The following is an 18792-nucleotide window of genomic DNA, read 5'->3' as shown; positions in this document are numbered from 1 at the left end:
AGATCGTTTTGATAGTGGATTGTGTCCAGTCCATTTTTTCTTGCAATACGGAAATAACTTTTTTACTAGTTACTCGATCATTTGTCCAAACTACACGCATGACTTCCCACTCAGCATCTGTGATATAAGTTATTGTGCTCATTTTCCTTTCCTCCTCATCATTTACAATTGTAAACAAATATGCTCAAAATAAGTTTACCATTGTAAACGAATTATATCAAGTCTTTTTAATAAATGTAAGCAACGCTTATAGCTTTTTATCTCTCCACTTCTATTCCATAATAATTTTCATAGTTTTTCCTAAACTGAACAAGGTCAGAAAATTGTTCTTTATTCGAAGAATACTCTTGCATAAGGGTGTTCTTTTTTCTTGCAATTTATCGAGGCTTGATAGTATTTCTTTTGTTCTTGGTCTTAGCATAATATTTCCTCCTACTTTACGCTATATCTCAATATGGTTTTTAAGTTTTCTTCTGCTATCTTACGTTAATCAACTTTAGTTCTGTCTCACTATACACACTTTAACATATATGAAGTTCACTTAGAGTCCCCTCTTTGTCCGATGATCGTCCGTAGATACTCCGTCATTAGTTCGCAATGATTCCGTTTTTTATCCGCCTTTTATCCGATAATTTTTCTTTTAAGTCTTGCGAAGTCATAGTCGGACAAGCTTTTCAGGTACTAGTAAAATCATACTGTTAGGCAAATCATCAATACTATCTACGGTGTCATTATCTAACCTTTTCATAAGAAGAGCCACTTCAGCTTTATTCCTCAAATCATATATGAGTATTATCTTCATTTCTGTTCTCCTTTCGATTTTTCATTACTGATTTCTTTTAAAAGAGTCGGAAGAGCGTATCCCTAAAGTACTATGCCCATAATGGCAATACTTCTTCTTCCCACCTTTTCTCGGATAAGATTTTAATTAAAGCCTCTTCAAAATCTGACTCTTTATTAAAAACCATTGTAACTCCTCCTAAATAAACATCTTTTCAAGCATAGATTTTTTGATATTTTTCAATTTTTCATACTTACGCTGATGAAGGGTGGTAAAGTTGTCGAGGTACTTGAAATATTCGCCAATTCGTTTTTGTTCGCCCATCGACGGTATTGAAATCTCAATCTCCATCTCCATCATTTTGTTCTGATAAATACCCAAAGAGAAATACGCTATACATTCTAACTTGATACATATTAGATTTATAGGCTAAAAATGCCAATTTCTTAGCATATTCATTCAGAAAAGTAGTCAGAATTAATAAGACAAGACTAATCGGGAATAATATGATTTTTAATACCCCTCGTATTCTCCTTCAAATACAAACTTTTCAGGGTGAGATTTGATGTAGTTTAGTTCGTTTTCTTCACCTTCATAATTATAAACGAAATCATCGGCTTCATCTAAAATCTTAAAAAATTCCTCTCCGTTTTTTTCTTCCAATATTTCTAGCATATGGTATCTTTCTTCTCTATTAAAAGATATTGTCCCACCACAATAGTCTACAACTTTTTGAAAATTACCTGCATATTCGTTCATCCCAAAATGTTTGAAACCTTTTATTGTGTCTTTCCAAACTATCCCTGTAGGATTATATAAAAACTGGTAATGACCTCCATTACATACTTCTGAAAAATACCAAGTAATGGCTAATAAATATCTTTGCTCTAAAGTGAAAGTCTGAGCTGATTGAATATACTCATCATATCCATCATAAATATTAATTGTTCCCCACATTGGATCAACAACATCAAAATAAGAGTTTTCATCTATATTTTTAATATTTTCTATGGTAATCTTTGCGTATTTTAATTTCTTTTGTATTTCATCCATTTCAGTTGTCTCCTCAATACTTTCATTTTCTTGATTGATATATTTAAAATATTTCTCTGTTAAAATAAGAGGATTTATATTTTACCTTTCGTAATTAATAAACTTATGCAAGTTCTAACTCACAGATAACTCTTTTGGTATCTAGTTCGTCTATAGCAGTAATTTTTATACAATCAAATCCATTTCTCTTCACTTCATCAAAAGAAATTCGTAAACATTCAGTCATTAAACAACTAGATGAACGTAAAAAACTTCCTCCTTACAATTCTATAATAACCTAATGCTTTTTATCAAGTGACATGAAGCGGAGGCGTTCTGGGTGGAAGTAAAGTTCCACCGTTCCTGTTGGTCCATGGCGGTGTTTTGCTAAAATTAGGTCGGTAATGTTCTCCCTTTCTGTTTCAGGGTTATAATACGCCTCACGATAAATAAACATAACAATATCGGCATCTTGCTCAATAGAACCGGATTCGCGAAGGTCGGCAAGCTGTGGAATCTGTGGCGAACGGTTTTCGACAGAACGGCTTAACTGTGAAAGCGCAATAACAGGAACATTTAATTCCCTTGCTAAAAGTTTAAGACCACGAGAAATCTCAGAAACCTCTTGTACACGGTTACCATTAGCTTGTGCTGAACCTGAACCCTGCATAAGCTGTAAGTAGTCAATAATAATTAAACCAAGCTCACCGTCATGAGCTGCTCTTCTGGCTTTAGTTCGCATTTCTAAAACTGAAACACCAGGAGTATCATCAATAAAAATTGGTGCTTCAGCCATTTCTCCACTTGCTTCAGCTAATTTTGCGAAATCTTCTTCACTAAGATTACCCGTACGAATATTCCAACTGTCTACCCCTGCTGCGTCGGCTAACATACGGTCGATCAACTGCTCTTTACTCATCTCTAAAGAAAAGAATAAAACGGTCTTTTTTTCAATTGTGGCAACATTGTAGGCAAGGTTAGTAACAAGTGTTGTTTTACCCATTGCTGGGCGAGCAGCTAGAATAATTAAGTCAGAACGTTGCAAACCTGCCGTCATATTATCTAAATCACGGTAGCCAGTTTTTACGCCACGTAGCACTCCTTTATTCACGTATAAATCATTTATACGATCAAAACTAGTGTCTAAAATATCGCTAATTGATGTTAAATCTTGCTTTAAGCTTGAATCGGACACACTGAATAATTCAGCTTCGCTTTGGCCTAGAAGTTGTGGAACTGTTAAATTTTCATCAAAAGCAAGGCTATTGATATCTGCGCTGGCTTTTATTAGGCGACGCCTAACAGCATTTTGGGAAACAATTTCAGCATAGGAAGAAGCATGGGCAGCTGTTGGAACATGGTTAGTAAGCTCAGCTAAATAGGTTGATCCACCAATTTCATCAAGGTGTCCACTTTTTTTAAGCTCATCAGTAACAGTAATTAAGTCTACCCCTTCATGGTTTTGGTAAAGATGAATCATGCCAGCAAAAATTTTGCCGTGCCTTTTATCGTAAAAGTCAGTTGCTTTTACAATTTCAACAACATCAATTAACACTTCTTGGTCAATTAAAATTGCACCAAGTAAACTTTTTTCTGCGTCAATATTATGAGGTGGTATTTTTCCTTCCTGCTTAATACTATTATTCATTTGCTTCTACTTCCTCTCCTCCACCCATAATTTCTACAACTTTGGCTGTAATTTGGTCTTCAGGTGGTTTATGTGCTGGAATAATTTCAATTTGCCAATGTTCTTGATTTAACTGTTTTAAAGCCTTACCAAGAACTGCCCTTTGCTTGTCTATTTGTCGATAATTAAAGTTATTGCCAACATATATTATTAGTTTGTCGCCATTAGTTGCATGGCTAGACTTTTTTAAAATTACTCCAACGCCCTTATATTCTTTTTCAGCTTCTTGCCAAAAGGCTGTCCAATTAAAAGTAGTAGAACTTTTTTTATTTTGCTTAGGGACTATTTTTGGCTTAGTTTCAACTTCCTTAATAGGCTCTTCTTGTGGAATATTTTCTACCTCTTTAGTAGTCTCATTTATTTCTTGAATATCTGTTTTAATAGAATTTTCCGTAGTTTCAATTTTTATAGGTTCTTCTTCGGTTTTGGATACTTCTGTAATAGTAATTTCACTATTTGTATTTATTATATTAACGGTTGATGGAGTTACGGAATAATCTATAAAAGCCACTAAAATTTCAATATCAATAAATTTAGATGTTTTAGCCTCTGATAAAGGCAATAATAATTTTGCAAGATGGGGAGCTTCAGGTAGCTTTGTTAGTATTTGGTTCATTAGCTGGTCGCAAAAAGCAATTAAATCTCCGCCAGATTCTTTAACTGTTTTAATAATATTAGTAATTTCTGCTACGTCTTGAATAATATAAGCATTTAGTAGTTTTTTTATTTGGGTGGCGTTAGTTATGCCTAAAGCTAACTCAAGAGTTTTAGCAGTAATTTGCTCGGCGTGTTCGCTAGAAATTTGGTCAAGTAATGAAATACTATCACGAAAGCTACCACCACCGCGTTCGGCTATAATTTCTAAAGCGTCATCTGTAATATTTATTTTTTCTTGCTCGGCAATATATTTTAAATGCCTAGTAATATCTTGTTTATCAATATAATGAAATACAAAATGTTGAGTACGGCTAATAATAGTAGCTGGCAATTTATGGGCTTCAGTTGTTGCCAGAATGAAAATAGCATGAGCTGGTGGTTCTTCGAGTGTTTTAAGTAAAGCATTAAAGGCTGATGATGATAACATATGTACCTCATCAATAATATAAATACGGTATTTTGCTTCAAAAGGTGCAACTTGAATTTGCTCCCTTAATTGGCGAATATTGTCTACGCCGTTATTACTTGCTGCGTCAATTTCAATAATATCTGGGTGCGTATTTTTTTCATTATAAGGTTCTTTAATAATCTCATAAGCTAAAATACGAGCAATAGAGGTTTTGCCTACTCCTCTTGGTCCAGAGAAAAGGTAGGCGTGTGCTATTTTATTATTTTTTATAGCTAAATCTAAAATTTTAGTGATATGGTCTTGGCCAACTATTTCACTTAACTTTTTGCTACGATATTTTCTATAAAAAGCAACACTCATATTGATTACATTTTAGCATTGCTATATCTAAAAATCAAACAAGCTACCTTGAACTTCGGGCATTTTTATATCTGTTAAATCGTTATTTATTTCTATTTGATAGCCTACATATTTTTTAATAGGCAGAAGCAATAATTCCCCTTGCGTTTCTGCTAGCCAATTACAGCCAATTTGGGCAATTAATTTACCAGAAAAAATAAGCTCATTTTTAGGGTTTTGGCAATCTTCTATTAAAATAATATTTTTACTATTTATAAAATTTCCGTAATAGCTACTTAAGTCTTCAGGGCTATTTTTATCAAAAGCTACTTTCAAGTTTTCTTCAATAAAGGAACGCGTTTGCACTAGTTTCTTAAAAGCTTTTTGCTTATTAAATTCAGAATTTAATAGTTTTATTTTAAGATTGTTTTTAATATTTTCATAAATATTTGGCAATTTTGAAATTTTAGCTTCATAACTTCTAGCAATATCTGCTGTAGTAAATTCACCTAAAGATAAATACGCTCTTGCTCCTTGCTCTAGTAATCTCACTATCCCTCTTTGATGAAAGGAGATACCAACTTTAATATATTCATCACTAAAATAAGCAAGGTATACAAAGTGTGGTTGGTTATTTCTTTCTTGCTGTTGGGGTGAAATACTAGAAGCATGATAAAAGGCAGGGTTAAAGCCAGTTTTATTTTGGCATTTTGAGCACTGGTTGTATTTACTATCAAGCACAGCCTTATCTGGACAGGTAAAATTTTCCCCTGTTTTTAAATCATGCCAGCCAGTACAATAATGCGTGCTAAGGTTAAACTTTATAGTAATATTTTGGCTATTTTGAGGTAAAAATTCTTTAATTTCTCCAGTTTTATTATTGGCTAAAAGTAGCCTAGGTTTATTATTTTTGTTAAACCCTGCTTGAGCTAAAATTAACATTAAATAATTATACCACCACCTAAACAAATATTATCGCTATAAAATACAACGCTTTGTCCAGCTGTAATAGCTCGCTGTTCGTCTTTTAGCGTAAGTAAAGCTTCATCATTGGTTGAAAAAGAAATAGTAGCTTTTACTAATGGTGCACGGTGGCGTACACGAATTTCTATTTCCTCACCTTCCATAGCTTTTCGGTTTATCCAATGCAAGGATGACACTTTAATACTTTTAGTCCAAAGCTCTCCAGAATTAATATCGGAGCTAACGTAAACCTCATTTTTAGCCATATCTTTACCGCAAACATAAAAAGGTAATCCACCACCAATATTAAGGCCATGCCGTTGGCCAAGAGTATAGAAAATCGCTCCATCATGCCAACCAAGTACTTCACCTGTTTCTTTGCGAACTATTTTACCTGCTTTTTGTGGTGGTAAGAATTGTTTTAGAAAATCACGAATACCAATTTTACCTACAAAGCAAATTCCTTGTGAATCTTTTTTACTTGCAGTAAAGAGGCCACGTTCTTTTGCCATCTCCCTTACTTCTGGTTTTGTATATTTACCAAGTGGCAATAGAGTTTTTTGTAAGGCTTTACCTGTTACGCGGTAAAGGAAATAAGTCTGGTCTTTATTGTCGTCTTTCGCACGCAGTAGTTCACCATCTTTAGTTCCAGCATAATGCCCTGTTGCTATATAGTCAGCTCCATCTTCTAAAGCTGCTTCAAGGAACAGTTTGAATTTTACCTCTTGGTTGCACATAATATCGGGATTAGGTGTTCTACCAGCTTCATATTCGTCTAGCATATATTGAACTACTTTTTCACGGTAGTCTTTTTCAAAGTCAAATACTTTAAAATCAATTCCTAATTGTACAGCAACCCTTTTTGCGTCAGCCAAATCTTCAGCCCAAGGACACTTCATTCCTGGTAAATCTCTTGTCCAGTTTTTCATATAAACGCCAGTAACATCATAGCCCTCTTCTTTTAAAAGGGATGCTGTTAAGCTAGAATCTACCCCACCACTCATTCCTACATAAACTTTATATTTTGATTTATCCATTGTTTTTAACTCCATAATAGAAATTTAACTATGCCTGCAAACTCACTTATTACTAAATACCAACCTCTTGGTTTTAGCCACCAAATACCTGTCCAATCAGGGTCATCTTCCACTGGCGAATTAATAATTTGAAAGTAATTACCTTTTAATGCCTTTTTAAATTCAAAGTTGGTTCTTAATTGGTGATAGCCACTGGTTACTAGAATGATTTTTTGAAAATTATTTCTACGAATAATATCGCCACTGAATTGAGCATTTTCGTGTGTATTAGTACTAAACTCATCCATTAAAATATCGTCTGCTTTAATACCAGATTTTAAGGCTTGTTCCTTCATCTGTTTTGCATTAGAAGGGGGCATCCTATAGGCAGCTGCACCTGAAAAAATTATTTTTTTAGCTAAGCCTTTTTTGTATAAATCTATTCCGTGTTTAGTACGAAGCGAAGTATTACCACCACTTACAACAACTATAGCATCTGCTACATTTTGGCAATTATTGGCAGATTTATCGCAAATTTCTTTTAAATCATTAACCCCTAGTAAAGATCCAAAAGCCATAAAAAACAAAATAGCAATAATAGGTATACTAATAAAGAATTTAATCATTTATTTATGGCTCCTTAAACCTATGCGTTCCATTTCTTTATTAACTTCCTCAGCAAGAATATTAATAGCTCTATGTATATTTTCAGGGTTATTTAATTTACCCATTGAAATACGTAAGCTTCCGTCAGCTTCTTTATCAGTTAAGCCCATAGAAAGTAGAGTTTTAGAACGTGTACCTTTATTAGCTGCACAAGCTGAACCTGTAGCAATTAATACCCCTTTAGCTTCTAGACTAAAAATAATTCTTTCTGCATCAATACCTGGGAAGCTAATAGAAAGGTGCGAATTTAATTGTTTTTTATGGTTGCCTATAAAAATTAATTCATCATCTGTAAAATTATTTTTCAATATTGATACGGAAATATCTTTAAGTTCCTTAAGCCTAGCCACTTCTTTCTTACGGTGTTTTTGTGCTATAGTGATAGCTCTGGCAAAACCTATTACGCTAGGAACATTTTCTGTACCACTTCTAAGCCCTCGTTCTTGCCCTCCCCCTACTATTTGTGGTAAGAGCTCTATATTTCGGCTAGCCCAAAGTAAGCCGGTTTGTTTAGGTCCGTAAATTTTACCGGCGTTAATTGTTAACATATCAACGCCTAATCTTCCAACGGATACATCAAGCTGGCCAATACCTTGGCTTGCATCAGAATGGAAGAAAATAGGTGTAAAATCTCCTTTAGCTACTCTTTGGCTTTGTTCCTTTTTTATTATTTCAGCTATTTTAGTGATTGGCTGAATAACCCCAGTTTCATTATTAGCTAGCATTACGGATACCAGCTTAGTATTTGAGGATATTTTATTTTTTAAATCCTCTAAGTCAATTTCGCCGTTTCTTTTAACATTAATAAACTTAATTTTACCGTATTTTTTGGCTGCTTCTAATACTGAATGATGCTCAAAGCTAGCAATTAATATTTCGTTACTTTCTTCAGCAAAATTAGCTAGCACTGAAAAAGCTAAATTAATACTTTCAGTTGCTCCAGCTGTCATTACTAACTCATCAGATTTAGCACCAATAGATTTAGCAATTTCATTTTTAGCTTCTTCGTATTCTCTTCTAACTTGTAAAGCTGGAAAATAAGGGGCTGATGGGTTAAAGAATTTTTCACTAAAATATGGCATCATTGCCGATAAGACACTTTCGCTAACAGGTGTTGTAGCTGCATGGTCAAGGTAAATAAAGTCATTTTGCATCTTATAAATTATAACATTTTAGCCAGATATTAAAAAGCCCCTGTAAATATATGGGGCTTATTTTTTTATGCAAAGTTATTGCCTATTCAATATCATCAATAATTTTTTGTAGGTTATCTTGAATTTTTTTAGCAATATTGTCTTGCAACGGAATAGGGTTAAGAGTTTCTGAGAATTTCCATAAAACTACTGTTCCCTCTTCTAATTCCATACTGTATTTTGCAGCACTTTTTAGTTTATGACGTTTATAGTTGTATACTCTGATCTCCAGATCTACAATATCTTCTGCGTATCTTATAAGACTAACCGTAACAGGCCATGAAACCTTCTTATTACTGTAGACGAAGGAAACATACATTGTTTCCTTATTGTTATTTGATGATTGGTAAATATCATCAACAAAATTATCCACAGATGATACTAATAAACTTAAATCAACTAATTTTGCAATTTTTTGCATAGTTTTCACCCCTATAATATATTTTTAATGAAAGTACTTAAACGTATCTTTATACTTTTATTATAACATATTATTGCTATTTTGTCTATATTATCAATATTAATAAATGCCGTAAATAAAACGCAGTATATTTTGGTGGTAAACAGTTACGGCTTTATAAAAATTGTCTAATTCTTGTCCCTTTAGTTCAAAATAGTGTGGGCCAACTTGTACTTTAATTACGGTATTATTTTTTACTTCATAACGAGTAGTATTTTGATGTTTCTTTCTTCTGCTATCTGTCCACTCCTCGTGCCATATCCAAGAATCATGGTCTAGGGCAAAAAATTCCCTTCTTACATTATGAGGAATAGTGCCAAAAATAGTAGCACCAAGACTGCTTTCAAGATCTAAAAGCTCCCTTGAAATATCTCGCCTTTTATTTTTTGGTTTAAGCGCAAGATTTTTATAATGGAGAGGTCCGTTTACAGCTAAAAAATCAGGTTTTTTTCGTAGATATTTCCAAGAGAATTTTTCTTGATATTCTTTTATTTCTTCTTCAGCTTTAGCCCTTAATTTAACTATTTCACTAGCCTTATTTAACATATCTTCATAAATATTAGTAGGTGCTACTTTTGGAATACTTTGAGTATGTCTAATTATAGGTTCTTTTTTGGTCGTGTTGTTTCCTTTAATTTCTGTTTTTTCTTCCACGTAAGTATAGCTAGATTCACTAGCAAATTGATCATAATGAGGTATTTTGTATTGACTATTATCTGTTTTTTTACTCATTTCGGTCGCCTTTCAATAATCTATATAATAACATTTTTTACTAAAAAAGTCAAGGCTAGATATTAAATAATAATTGGCTATTCTTGGTGGTTACCTTAGCTATTTCTTCAATGGCTATGTTTCGTTTTTTGGCTAAATCTTCAGCAATTAACTTTATATAAGCTGGTTGGTTTTTCTTTCCCCTTTTACCTTGTGGTGCAAGAAAAGGTGAATCTGTTTCAAGCAACATTTTTTCTAGTGGTATTTGGCTAAACATTGCCAATTCTTCAGGTTTTTTAACAAAAGTTGAAATACCGTTTACGCCAATATAAAAACCATGATCTAAAGCTTTTTGTAAGTTTTCTTCGTTATCTGTAAAGCTATGTACCACGCCACGAATTTTATAGTTATTTTTAACTTCAAATTGGTCTAGAACCTGCCAAAAATCATCAAAGGCATTTCTAATATGAAAAATTACAGGCAAATCGTATTTTTTAGCTAGCTCTAATTGTAGCTCCAAGGCTTTTATTTGTGAATTTCTGTCGGAATTATTATAGAAATAATCTAAACCAATTTCACCAATTGCTACAATTTTTTCTTTATGTTTTTGTAGTTGTTCTTCAAGTTTTAAAATACCTTCCATTGATAAATTTTTAGCTTCATGGGGGTGTACGCCAATAGCCGAATATAGTTCAATATTATATTCTTTTGTGGCATTAGCAAAAGAATAATCAACAGCTCTAATAGAGTTTTCTACGCTAACACCTACGCAAATAGCTTTTTGTATTTTATTTTCTTGCATTAAAGTGAAAACTTCCGATTGATTAATCGGAAAGTCTTCATCATGAATATGACAATGTGAATCTATAAAAAACATTTTTTATTATTTCTTTTTCTTAGTGTTAGCTTTGTTTTGGGCTTGCTCTATTTTTCTAGCTCTTGGATCTTCTGTCTTTAAGTAAATTTTAGGGAATAAAATGCCAATTTCTTCATCTTTTACCACGCCGCTAGCAAAAATTGTGCGTATTTTTTCGCTAGTTGTTGGCATAAATGGGTCTAATAGGTTGGCAATTTGTAATATTCCAGCAGCTGAATGAGCTAAAACTTCAGCTAAATGGCTTTCTTCATTTTTGTCATCTTTAGCTTTTTTAGCTATTTCCCATGGCTTTACATTTTCAATATATTGGTTATGAGCTTTTACTAAGCTCCAAGCCTCATCTATAGCTTCATTAAATTTTAATTGCTCCATTAAGCTATTGTATTTATGCTTATCGTGGTCATCATTTGGTAAATCACCTATTACGCCAGATTGGTAGCGTTTTATCATATTAGCTACACGAGAAATTAAGTTGCCAAGGTCGTTGCCAAGCTCATTATTGTAGGCATTTTCAAATTTTTCCCAAGTAAAATCTCCATCGTCTTGCGTTGGTATATGGCGAGAGAAGTAATACCTAAAAGCGTCAATACCGTAATTGTCAATAATTTCATTAGGATCTACCACGTTACCTACTGACTTACTCATTTTCATACCGCCACTAGAAATATGACCATGAACTAATAATGTTTTAGGCAAAGGTAAATTTAAACCAAGTAACATAGCCGGCCAAATTCCAGCATGGAAACGCAAAATATCTTTACCAACAACTTGTACATTTGCTGGCCAAAATTCTTGCCACTCTAGTCTATCAGGGTAGCCAATTACTGAAAGGTAATTAGCAAGGGCATCAATCCAAACATACATTACTTGTTCATTATTACTAGGCACAGGTACACCCCAGCTTAGGTTTTTGCGTGGACGAGATATTGAAACATCTTCTAGCCCATTTTCTAAGAATTTTAAGAATTCTTTTTTACGGAATTCTGGAACTATTCGCATGCGGTCGCTTTTTATTGCTTCTATAATTTTCTCAGAAAAATCAGAAATTTTTAGGTAATAATTATCTTCTGAAAGCCTTTCAAAAGGTTTTTTATGGTTAGGGCAAATACCGTGGTTTTCAGCAACTTCTTTTTCAGTGTAAAAACTTTCACAACCTTGGCAGTACCAACCTTCATAAGATCCTTTATAGATATATTTTTCAAGTTGTGTCCAAATATATTGGGAAGATCCAATATGGTGTGCGTCAGTTGTTCTTATAAAATCGGTGTAAGTAGTACCCATTTTGTCCATTAAATTACGGAAATTTTGAACAGTACCATTAACATAATCTTGTGGGGTTAAGTTATTTTCTTGTGCTTTTTCAGCTATTTTATTGCCATGTTCATCAGTGCCAACTTGAAAGCGAACTTCATGCCCTAATTTTCTTTGGTATCTAGCATAAATATCAGCAATAAGGTAATCTAATGCATTACCAATATGTGGTGCACCATTAGCGTAAGGTATAGCAGTTGTTATGTAAAGTTTTTTCTTTGTCATACTGCTTATAATTATATTATAAAAATCAAATAAAAACAAAAGCTCAAGACTTTGGGCTTTTGAAAAGTTTTAGGCTTCCTGACAATAGGCTCCACCAGTTTCCAAAAAATGTATAACTGCGGCCGTTCCAGGCTTTTCGCTTCTTAATACTACCTTCCCATCCTTGAGGGTTTCTATGTTGTCACACCCATGACCAACCATGATTGCAGCGGCTTTATTTTCTTTAAAGTGTTCTGAACGTATTCTTATGAGAGAACCGGTAGTTTTGTATAGTTCTACAAAGAGTGTGTTTTGGCTTAATGATGAAGAGCTATCACTTTTATTTGAGTTATCATCTTTAGTACCTATATAATTGTTTAGGGGGCTATTTTTTATATCTATGACACTCACGGTCAGTTTATTCTCTTTGCCAAAATCGTCACTTGGCGTTACCTCTGTAGTTTTACTCTCACCTAAAGTTGAATAACCTTTCCCTCTATTGGCTACTTTCCAATTCTGCAGGGCTGTCACCAGCATTGCAATATCTTGCTTTCGCTCTGTATCTCTTTGCGATCGTTGAAGTGCCGGTAAAGCTAAAAATATCATTAAAAATATTAGGCCAGCGACAGCTAATACTAAAACAACTTCAATGATCGTAAAGCCCTTTTTTGTTGAATTTTGATTTTTGTTGCTTTTTACTGCTTTCATAGTTCAATGGTACCGATAATATCGTAAAAAAGCAATAGCGCTTTATTTACTATAAAAAACTTTTGCAATTTTGAGCCACTCCTCTATTTCAAGGTCTTGTGCTCGCAAATCTGGCGAAACTTCGTATTTTTCTAAAATTTCAGCTGCTTGCTCTTTTGAAATTACAAGATTAGCACTCAAGCTTTTGACAATTTTTTTGCGTTTTGCAGCAAAACCAGCTTTTACAATTCGAAAAAATTCCCTTTCAGAAATTTCACAATTATTTTCCAAATTGAAAATTTCAATCAGATTTTGTTCACGAGTTTCCAAAACCACTACTTGCGAATCCACTTTTGGTGGAGGAGTGAAAAAATCTCTTGGCACTTCAATGCCTAATTTAGCTTTAGCAAATACTTGCACGGACACGGCAAGAACACTCATATTCCCTTTTTCTGCTACAATCCTCTCAGCTACTTCTTTTTGAATTAAAATTACAATTTTTGAGGGCTTATTATTTGCCATCAGTAAATTTTGAATTATTTTTGAAGTTATGTAGTAGGGAACATTTGCTACAACTTTATAATTTTTTGGTAACTTTTCTAAATTAAAATGTAAAATATCTTCATTAAAAACTTCTAGGTTTTTTCCGGGGAATTGAGGTAAGAGGTTCTGGGCTAAATTTTTATCAAATTCTACAGCTATAACTTTTTTAGCTCTTTTAAGTAGTGAACTTGTTAAAGTGCCAAGCCCTGGGCCAATTTCTAAAACAGTATCACTATTATTTAAATCACCACTTTCGGCTATAGTGTCTAGAATTGTACGGTCTTTAAGCCAGTTTTGGCCAAGCTCTTTTTTATTTTTAAGCGCCACTTACTAATACCAGCCTTTTGTTTTACTGTGGTTTACGGCATTTGCCCAGCTACCATAACGACGCATAACGTAGTTATTCATCCAGTTTAATGAATTTACTGGATTGTAAGGATCTGCCCCTACTTTAGAACATGGCAAGGCTTGAGCTAAGCCACAGGCACCGCTTGAACGGTTAGTTGAGTTAGGATTCCAACCAGATTCTTTACTTACTAGCCAGTCAGCATAACCCCATTCGGATTGTGGAATATTTGAAGCGCTAAGCCACTCTGTTTTATTGCCACCACCAGTATATGATAAGTTTGCTTGTTTAAAACCTACTACCTCAATTTGTTTTTTAGGTGCTTTTGTTTGTGATTCATTTATTTTTTTGCGTGAAACTTCTTTACCGTTTTGCATTTCAATTTCATAAGTTACGGTTTTCTTACCTTTCTCGCCAGCTTCTTTAACCTGTTTATAGCCAGCTTCTTTTTCGCTATCTTTAATTTTTTCTACTTCAAAATCAACATCTTCTTCATTAGTAATGGTTTGTTTTCCATTACGCCAAATTCTAAAATGTTGACCATTGCTAATTTTTTCAGTTTTTTCTACTGAAATACCGTCTTGCTCTTCTAATTTAATATTTTTTTCTTTCAAAAAATCGGCAACAGTTGCGGCTCTTGTTCTAAATTCAGTTTCCTTGCCGTAAAGATCTACTTTTACAAGCTTAGCCCTTGTAATATTTAAAACTGTTGAAGTACCATCTTCTGCTGGATTAGTTGAAGGTATAAGCTCTACCTTATCTTCATCATATAATTTTATTCCTGCATCGCTAACTATTTTAGAGGCAACTTTGGAGCTTGATAATACTTTTACTTTATAATTATTATCTTTAATAATTACAGGCATTGCTCTATAAATATTAATATTGTATTCAACACCATCTAGTTCGTCATTTAAAGATGGTTCAATATGGTCATGTTCTTCTAAAGATATTTTTTGTTCAGCTAAAGCTTCACGCACTGTTTTAGCACTAGTTTTAAAAGAAAAGCGTTTGCCATCTTCAAAAATAGTTAAAAGCTTGTCGCCATTACCACTAGCAACTGCTGAATTAATTTTTGTTGGTGTAATTAAATTTAAAAAAAGTAAAGACAGAATAGTTATAAAGGCTACTATAGTTATTCTTTTACGATAAAAATAAATAGGTTGTAAAACTTTTTTACTCCACATTGTTCTTACTATTATAACAAAATTTATTAAAAAACAAAATTTTATAAATAAAGTTTAATTTAACTTTTCTAGCCGTGCAAATTCCATATTTAATTTTTTTGTTTTACCGTCAGTAAATAAAATCTCCACTGCCATACCATCTATATCTACTACCTTACCGTTGCCAAAAATTTTAGAGCGTACCTTATCACCAATATTTAAGGTGTTTTGTTCATATTCATCTACAAATTCATCAAAATAAGTTTCTTGGTTTATGTCATCATATTCATAGTTATAGTTATAGTCTTGGTTGTGACTATTATTTTCAGTCCTATTGCTTATTTCTGTTTCAGCTATAAAACGGCTAGGGTTATTATAACTTCGTTGGCCAAATATTGCCCTACTTTTAGCATAACTTAATATCAGTTCTTCTCTAGCTCTTGTCATACCAACATAGCAAAGTCGCCTTTCTTCTTCTAATTCTTCTTTTCCTCCATCATACACTCTAGAGTGAGGGAATAGCCCCTCTTCCATGCCAGCTAAAAATACAACAGGGAATTCTAAGCCTTTAGCTGAATGAAGCGTCATAAGTACTACTTCGTCATTACTGTTGCTATCACTACTACTCATAAGGGCAGCATTTTCTAAAAAGTCTGATAAATCAGCGTAAGCTTTAGCGTCAGTAACTAAACCACTAATATTTTCTTCACGATCTTTTTGCTCATCTTCTGTTAAGTTTTCGCTGTATAAATAATTAGTTTTATCTAAAATATATTCAATTATTTTACTAGGAATACTATTATTTTCTAGCATTAATTGGCATTCTCTAAATAATTCCCCTAAACTTACTAAGGAGGCTCTAGCTCTTGGCGATAGCGTAGTAAGTTCAGTAGCCATAATTAAAGATGAAATTATATCCATACTGTTACTGCTTTGCCAGTTCATAAATTTATCTAAACTTACTTTTCCAAGGCTCCTAGCTGGTACGTTAGCTATTCTTTCAAATGCTACCCTATCTAAAGGGTTATAGACAACCCTTAAATAGGCAATAATATCTTTTACTTCTTTACGGTCATAAAACCTTGTGCCACCAAATATTTTATAAGGTATTTGGTAATGCCTCATAGCTGTTTCTAGAGTTCGGCTTTGTGCGTTTGTTCTATAAAGAATAGCAAAATCACTATAATTACGAAGCCCTACAGTTTTTAGGCTAAAAATTTGCCCAGCAATTTTAGAGGCTTCTTCGTCTTCATCATTAGCGCTTTGTAGTTTAACAGGTTCGCCTTTACCTAATTTAGTAAATAATTCTTTTTCGCTTCGGCTTTTATTTTTAGTGATAACCTTATGAGCAGCTGTTAAAATATTTTCTGTTGAACGGTAATTTTGCTCTAATTTTATTATTTTAGCGTTAGGAAAATCTCGTTCAAAGTTTAATATTATTTGGTAATCAGCCCCACGCCAAGAGTAAATACTTTGCCAGTCATCTCCTACCACACAAATATTTTGCTCACTATTTACTAGCATTTTAATAATTGAATATTGTGCTCTGTTTGTATCTTGGTACTCGTCAATTAAAATATGTTTAAATTTATTTTGCCAAAATTCTCTAACTTCAGGTTGGCTTTTTAGTAGTTCTACTACTTTTAAAATTAAGTCATCAAAATCTAGGGCGTTAGCTTTAGTCTTTTCTATTTCATAACGCGCGTAAATTTCGGCTATATCTTGCTGAATACCCCAATTAGCTGATAGCCTATAATCTTCAGGGTTAATCATATTATTTTTAGCATTAGAAATAGCTGAAATAACTATTTTTGGTTGTACTTTTTTAGGGTCTAATTTTAATTCTTTTGCTATTTTTTTTATTAAGCTTGCTTTATCACTTTCATCATATATAACAAAATTAGGGCTAATACCTATAACTTCGCCTTTTAGCCTTAGTATTTTTACGCAAATGCCATGAAAAGTACCCATATAAGGCATAAAAAAACGGTCGTTAGCGTTTCGCTCTAGCATATTAGCTAAACGCTCTCTCATTTCTTTAGCGGCTTTATTGGTAAAAGTTAGGGCTAATATTTCTTCGCTAGCCGTACCGTTCTCTATAATATTAGCTATACGGTGCGTTAGGGTTTTAGTTTTACCACTACCCGCCCCAGCAAGTATTAATATTGGGCCAGTTAAAGTTTTAACTGCTTCAGCTTGTTTTTTATTAAGTTCACCCAAAATATTCATATAATATTAATTGTAACATATTTATGTATAACCATTTTATAAAATGGTGCCTCTGTGCTAAAATAATCAATATGAAGGGCTCGCAGTATTCTGATAAAAATTTAGAGGAATTTATACAAAAACATTTTGGTGTTAATTTTGGTATTGACGAAGTTGTTTCTCGTGATCTTCCTATTAGCTATTCGGCTGAGGCAGTAATTTTTCGCACTAAGAAAAAAAAGTTATATGCTTTCTTATCTTCTGAGGCTCGTATGACATTAGGCGATATGCAGTATTTGTTAAATAAAATGAATTTAAAACCTGCTTATTTCTTCCCGCCAAATGGCTATAAGGATTATTTTGTTGACCACGCTAGGGAACAGTTTTTACAAATTTTCCCAGGGCGTGAACATGTACAAGATGAGGAGCTACGTTACTATAAAACAAGAGTAACTTATAACCCTGCCTTAGTGGAGATTGCTGAAGTAAAAAATGGTGAAGTTCGTTGCTTTAATTCTGATTCTATTGGCTCTTGGCGAACGGCTTTTCGTCTTTCTTATAAAAAAATTATTGCTAAATAACCCTTTAAATAAAGGGTTATTTATTTTATTAAAAATTCTATTGACTTTTTAATATTCCTTATGCTTTAATATAGTCATACGGACAAACCGTAAATAAAAATACTAAATATAAAAATAATTTATTGTTCATAAGAAAGGTGGAAATAATTCATATGAACCAAACAACTACTAAAAAAGGATTCACAATTATTGAAGTTGTCCTTGTGCTTGCTATTGCCGGACTTATCTTCTTAATGGTGTTCTTAGCTTTACCAGCGCTACAACGAAGCCAGCGTGATACACAACGTAAAAACGATATCAGCCGTCTACAAGCAGCTATCAATGATTATAAGAGTGCTAACCGTGGTAAATTACCAGCAAATAACGCTGATTTACAGACCGTAATTACTAACTATGTAAAACAAGGAAATAGTACTTTCTTGGATCCATCAACTAATGAACAATATACTGTTCAGCTTTCAACTAATAATGAGCAAGCAGTTAAAGCTGGTACAATTCTATATTACCAACATGCTAACTGTGGAGACAATGGCGTAGCACAGGCAGGAAATGGTCCAGTACTTCGTGCAGGTCTAGAAGGACAAAATATAGCTTACTGTCTACAAGCCTAGTAAATAGTAATAACTAATAAAAAATAACTCATAATACTTGAGTTATTTTTTATTGCCAAGAATTTTACTTTTAGGCTTAAAAATAAAATAGGCTTAAAGCCTATTTTATAAAATTAATAACCGCTCTATTTTTAAATGCCATATTGGTCGAAGTCAAATACAGCGTCATCATCTTTATTGCTATTATCATTATAATAATTTCGGTGATAGCGAGGTTTTGCTGGAGTATGTTTATTATTACTGCTAGATTTTTCATTTATCACTACTGCTATTATTACAATTAAAATAGTTGAAAATACAATAATAAGCGCAATAATGAAAGCATTTAAATTACGGTTTTTCAT

21 protein-coding genes and 2 pseudogenes are annotated in these 18792 nt (G+C 33.1%); 2 read left to right on the top strand and 21 right to left on the bottom strand.

The features are described 5' to 3' along the window. From G6CMJM_RS01075 to G6CMJM_RS00990, 20 genes and pseudogenes are all read right to left on the bottom strand, one after another. On the bottom strand, nucleotides 1–142 hold a 142-nt coding region (locus tag G6CMJM_RS01075), incomplete at its 3' end, for a BlaI/MecI/CopY family transcriptional regulator (RefSeq protein ID WP_195157016.1). A 115-nt stretch (nucleotides 143–257) separates the two neighbouring features. After that, nucleotides 258–412 (bottom strand): annotated as a pseudogene (locus G6CMJM_RS03285) (relaxase/mobilization nuclease domain-containing protein); the annotation flags it as partial. 243 nt (nucleotides 413–655) lie between these two features. Then, a complete protein-coding gene (locus tag G6CMJM_RS03180) occupies nucleotides 656–802 on the bottom strand; it encodes a hypothetical protein (protein ID WP_165302655.1) in 147 nt (48 codons plus the stop codon). A gap of 177 nt (nucleotides 803–979) precedes the next feature. After that, entirely contained in the window at nucleotides 980–1105 is a 126-nt protein-coding gene (locus G6CMJM_RS03270) for a restriction endonuclease subunit S domain-containing protein (protein ID WP_420887509.1), read from the bottom strand. A 31-nt stretch (nucleotides 1106–1136) separates the two neighbouring features. Continuing rightward, nucleotides 1137–1238 (bottom strand): annotated as a pseudogene (locus G6CMJM_RS03265) (phosphomethylpyrimidine kinase); the annotation flags it as partial. 56 nt (nucleotides 1239–1294) lie between these two features. Continuing rightward, complete coding sequence (locus tag G6CMJM_RS01060; protein ID WP_129718639.1) at nucleotides 1295–1834, bottom strand: DMP19 family protein; 540 nt, start codon at nucleotides 1832–1834, stop codon at nucleotides 1295–1297. A gap of 277 nt (nucleotides 1835–2111) precedes the next feature. Beyond that, on the bottom strand, nucleotides 2112–3461 hold the full coding sequence (dnaB, locus tag G6CMJM_RS01055) for a replicative DNA helicase (RefSeq protein WP_129718638.1): 1350 nt from the start codon (nucleotides 3459–3461) through the stop codon (nucleotides 2112–2114). After that, nucleotides 3454–4926: a DNA polymerase III subunit gamma/tau gene (gene dnaX, locus G6CMJM_RS01050; RefSeq protein ID WP_129718637.1), complete on the bottom strand. Its 1473-nt coding sequence runs from the start codon at nucleotides 4924–4926 to the stop codon at nucleotides 3454–3456. The genes dnaB and dnaX overlap by 8 nt, the downstream gene beginning before the upstream one ends. 27 nt (nucleotides 4927–4953) lie before the next feature. Next, entirely contained in the window at nucleotides 4954–5847 is an 894-nt protein-coding gene (locus G6CMJM_RS01045) for a DUF2797 domain-containing protein (protein WP_129718636.1), read from the bottom strand. Then, nucleotides 5847–6905 carry a tRNA 2-thiouridine(34) synthase MnmA gene (mnmA, locus tag G6CMJM_RS01040; protein ID WP_129718635.1) on the bottom strand — a complete coding sequence of 353 codons (1059 nt, stop codon included), beginning with the start codon at nucleotides 6903–6905 and terminating at the stop codon, nucleotides 5847–5849. The genes G6CMJM_RS01045 and mnmA overlap by 1 nt, the downstream gene beginning before the upstream one ends. A 5-nt stretch (nucleotides 6906–6910) precedes the next feature. Beyond that, a complete protein-coding gene (locus G6CMJM_RS01035) occupies nucleotides 6911–7510 on the bottom strand; it encodes a YdcF family protein (RefSeq protein ID WP_129718634.1) in 600 nt (199 codons plus the stop codon). Continuing rightward, nucleotides 7511–8704, bottom strand: a complete 1194-nt coding sequence (locus G6CMJM_RS01030; protein WP_129718633.1) for a cysteine desulfurase family protein — start codon at nucleotides 8702–8704, stop codon at nucleotides 7511–7513. A gap of 82 nt (nucleotides 8705–8786) precedes the next feature. Further along, nucleotides 8787–9164 carry a hypothetical protein gene (locus G6CMJM_RS01025; RefSeq protein ID WP_129718632.1) on the bottom strand — a complete coding sequence of 126 codons (378 nt, stop codon included), beginning with the start codon at nucleotides 9162–9164 and terminating at the stop codon, nucleotides 8787–8789. 99 nt (nucleotides 9165–9263) lie between these two features. Further along, nucleotides 9264–9935, bottom strand: coding sequence for a hypothetical protein (locus tag G6CMJM_RS01020; RefSeq protein ID WP_129718631.1), 672 nt, complete (start codon nucleotides 9933–9935; stop codon nucleotides 9264–9266). A 55-nt stretch (nucleotides 9936–9990) separates the two neighbouring features. Continuing rightward, nucleotides 9991–10791, bottom strand: coding sequence for a TatD family hydrolase (locus tag G6CMJM_RS01015; RefSeq protein ID WP_129718630.1), 801 nt, complete (start codon nucleotides 10789–10791; stop codon nucleotides 9991–9993). A 6-nt stretch (nucleotides 10792–10797) separates the two neighbouring features. After that, on the bottom strand, nucleotides 10798–12366 hold the full coding sequence (metG, locus tag G6CMJM_RS01010) for a methionine--tRNA ligase (RefSeq protein WP_274542109.1): 1569 nt from the start codon (nucleotides 12364–12366) through the stop codon (nucleotides 10798–10800). Nucleotides 12367–12396: 30 nt separating this feature from the next. Beyond that, nucleotides 12397–13014: a type II secretion system protein gene (locus tag G6CMJM_RS01005; protein ID WP_129718628.1), complete on the bottom strand. Its 618-nt coding sequence runs from the start codon at nucleotides 13012–13014 to the stop codon at nucleotides 12397–12399. A gap of 42 nt (nucleotides 13015–13056) precedes the next feature. Then, nucleotides 13057–13863, bottom strand: coding sequence for a 16S rRNA (adenine(1518)-N(6)/adenine(1519)-N(6))-dimethyltransferase RsmA (rsmA, locus tag G6CMJM_RS01000; protein ID WP_129718627.1), 807 nt, complete (start codon nucleotides 13861–13863; stop codon nucleotides 13057–13059). Between the two features lie 3 nt (nucleotides 13864–13866). Continuing rightward, complete coding sequence (locus G6CMJM_RS00995) at nucleotides 13867–15069, bottom strand: aggregation-promoting factor C-terminal-like domain-containing protein (protein WP_129718626.1); 1203 nt, start codon at nucleotides 15067–15069, stop codon at nucleotides 13867–13869. 54 nt (nucleotides 15070–15123) lie between these two features. Next, nucleotides 15124–17277 (bottom strand): ATP-dependent helicase, encoded by a 2154-nt coding sequence (locus G6CMJM_RS00990; RefSeq protein WP_206660761.1) that lies wholly within the window; start codon nucleotides 17275–17277, stop codon nucleotides 15124–15126. A 71-nt stretch (nucleotides 17278–17348) separates the two neighbouring features. Between G6CMJM_RS00990 and G6CMJM_RS00985 the strand changes: the two genes are divergently transcribed. After that, a complete protein-coding gene (locus tag G6CMJM_RS00985; RefSeq protein WP_129718625.1) occupies nucleotides 17349–17837 on the top strand; it encodes a hypothetical protein in 489 nt (162 codons plus the stop codon). Nucleotides 17838–17989: 152 nt separating this feature from the next. Continuing rightward, nucleotides 17990–18448, top strand: a complete 459-nt coding sequence (locus G6CMJM_RS00980; protein WP_129718624.1) for a type II secretion system protein — start codon at nucleotides 17990–17992, stop codon at nucleotides 18446–18448. Between the two features lie 131 nt (nucleotides 18449–18579). Here G6CMJM_RS00980 and G6CMJM_RS00975 read toward each other — a convergent pair whose 3' ends face one another. Continuing rightward, nucleotides 18580–18792 (bottom strand): hypothetical protein, encoded by a 213-nt coding sequence (locus tag G6CMJM_RS00975; protein WP_129718623.1) that lies wholly within the window; start codon nucleotides 18790–18792, stop codon nucleotides 18580–18582.

This window comes from Candidatus Nanogingivalis gingivitcus (assembly GCF_004151455.1).
Taxonomy (GTDB): Bacteria; Patescibacteriota; Saccharimonadia; order Saccharimonadales; family Saccharimonadaceae; genus Nanogingivalis; species Nanogingivalis gingivitcus.
Note: the sequence above shows the minus strand (reverse complement) of the source record. Positions and strands in the feature narration are given on the sequence as shown.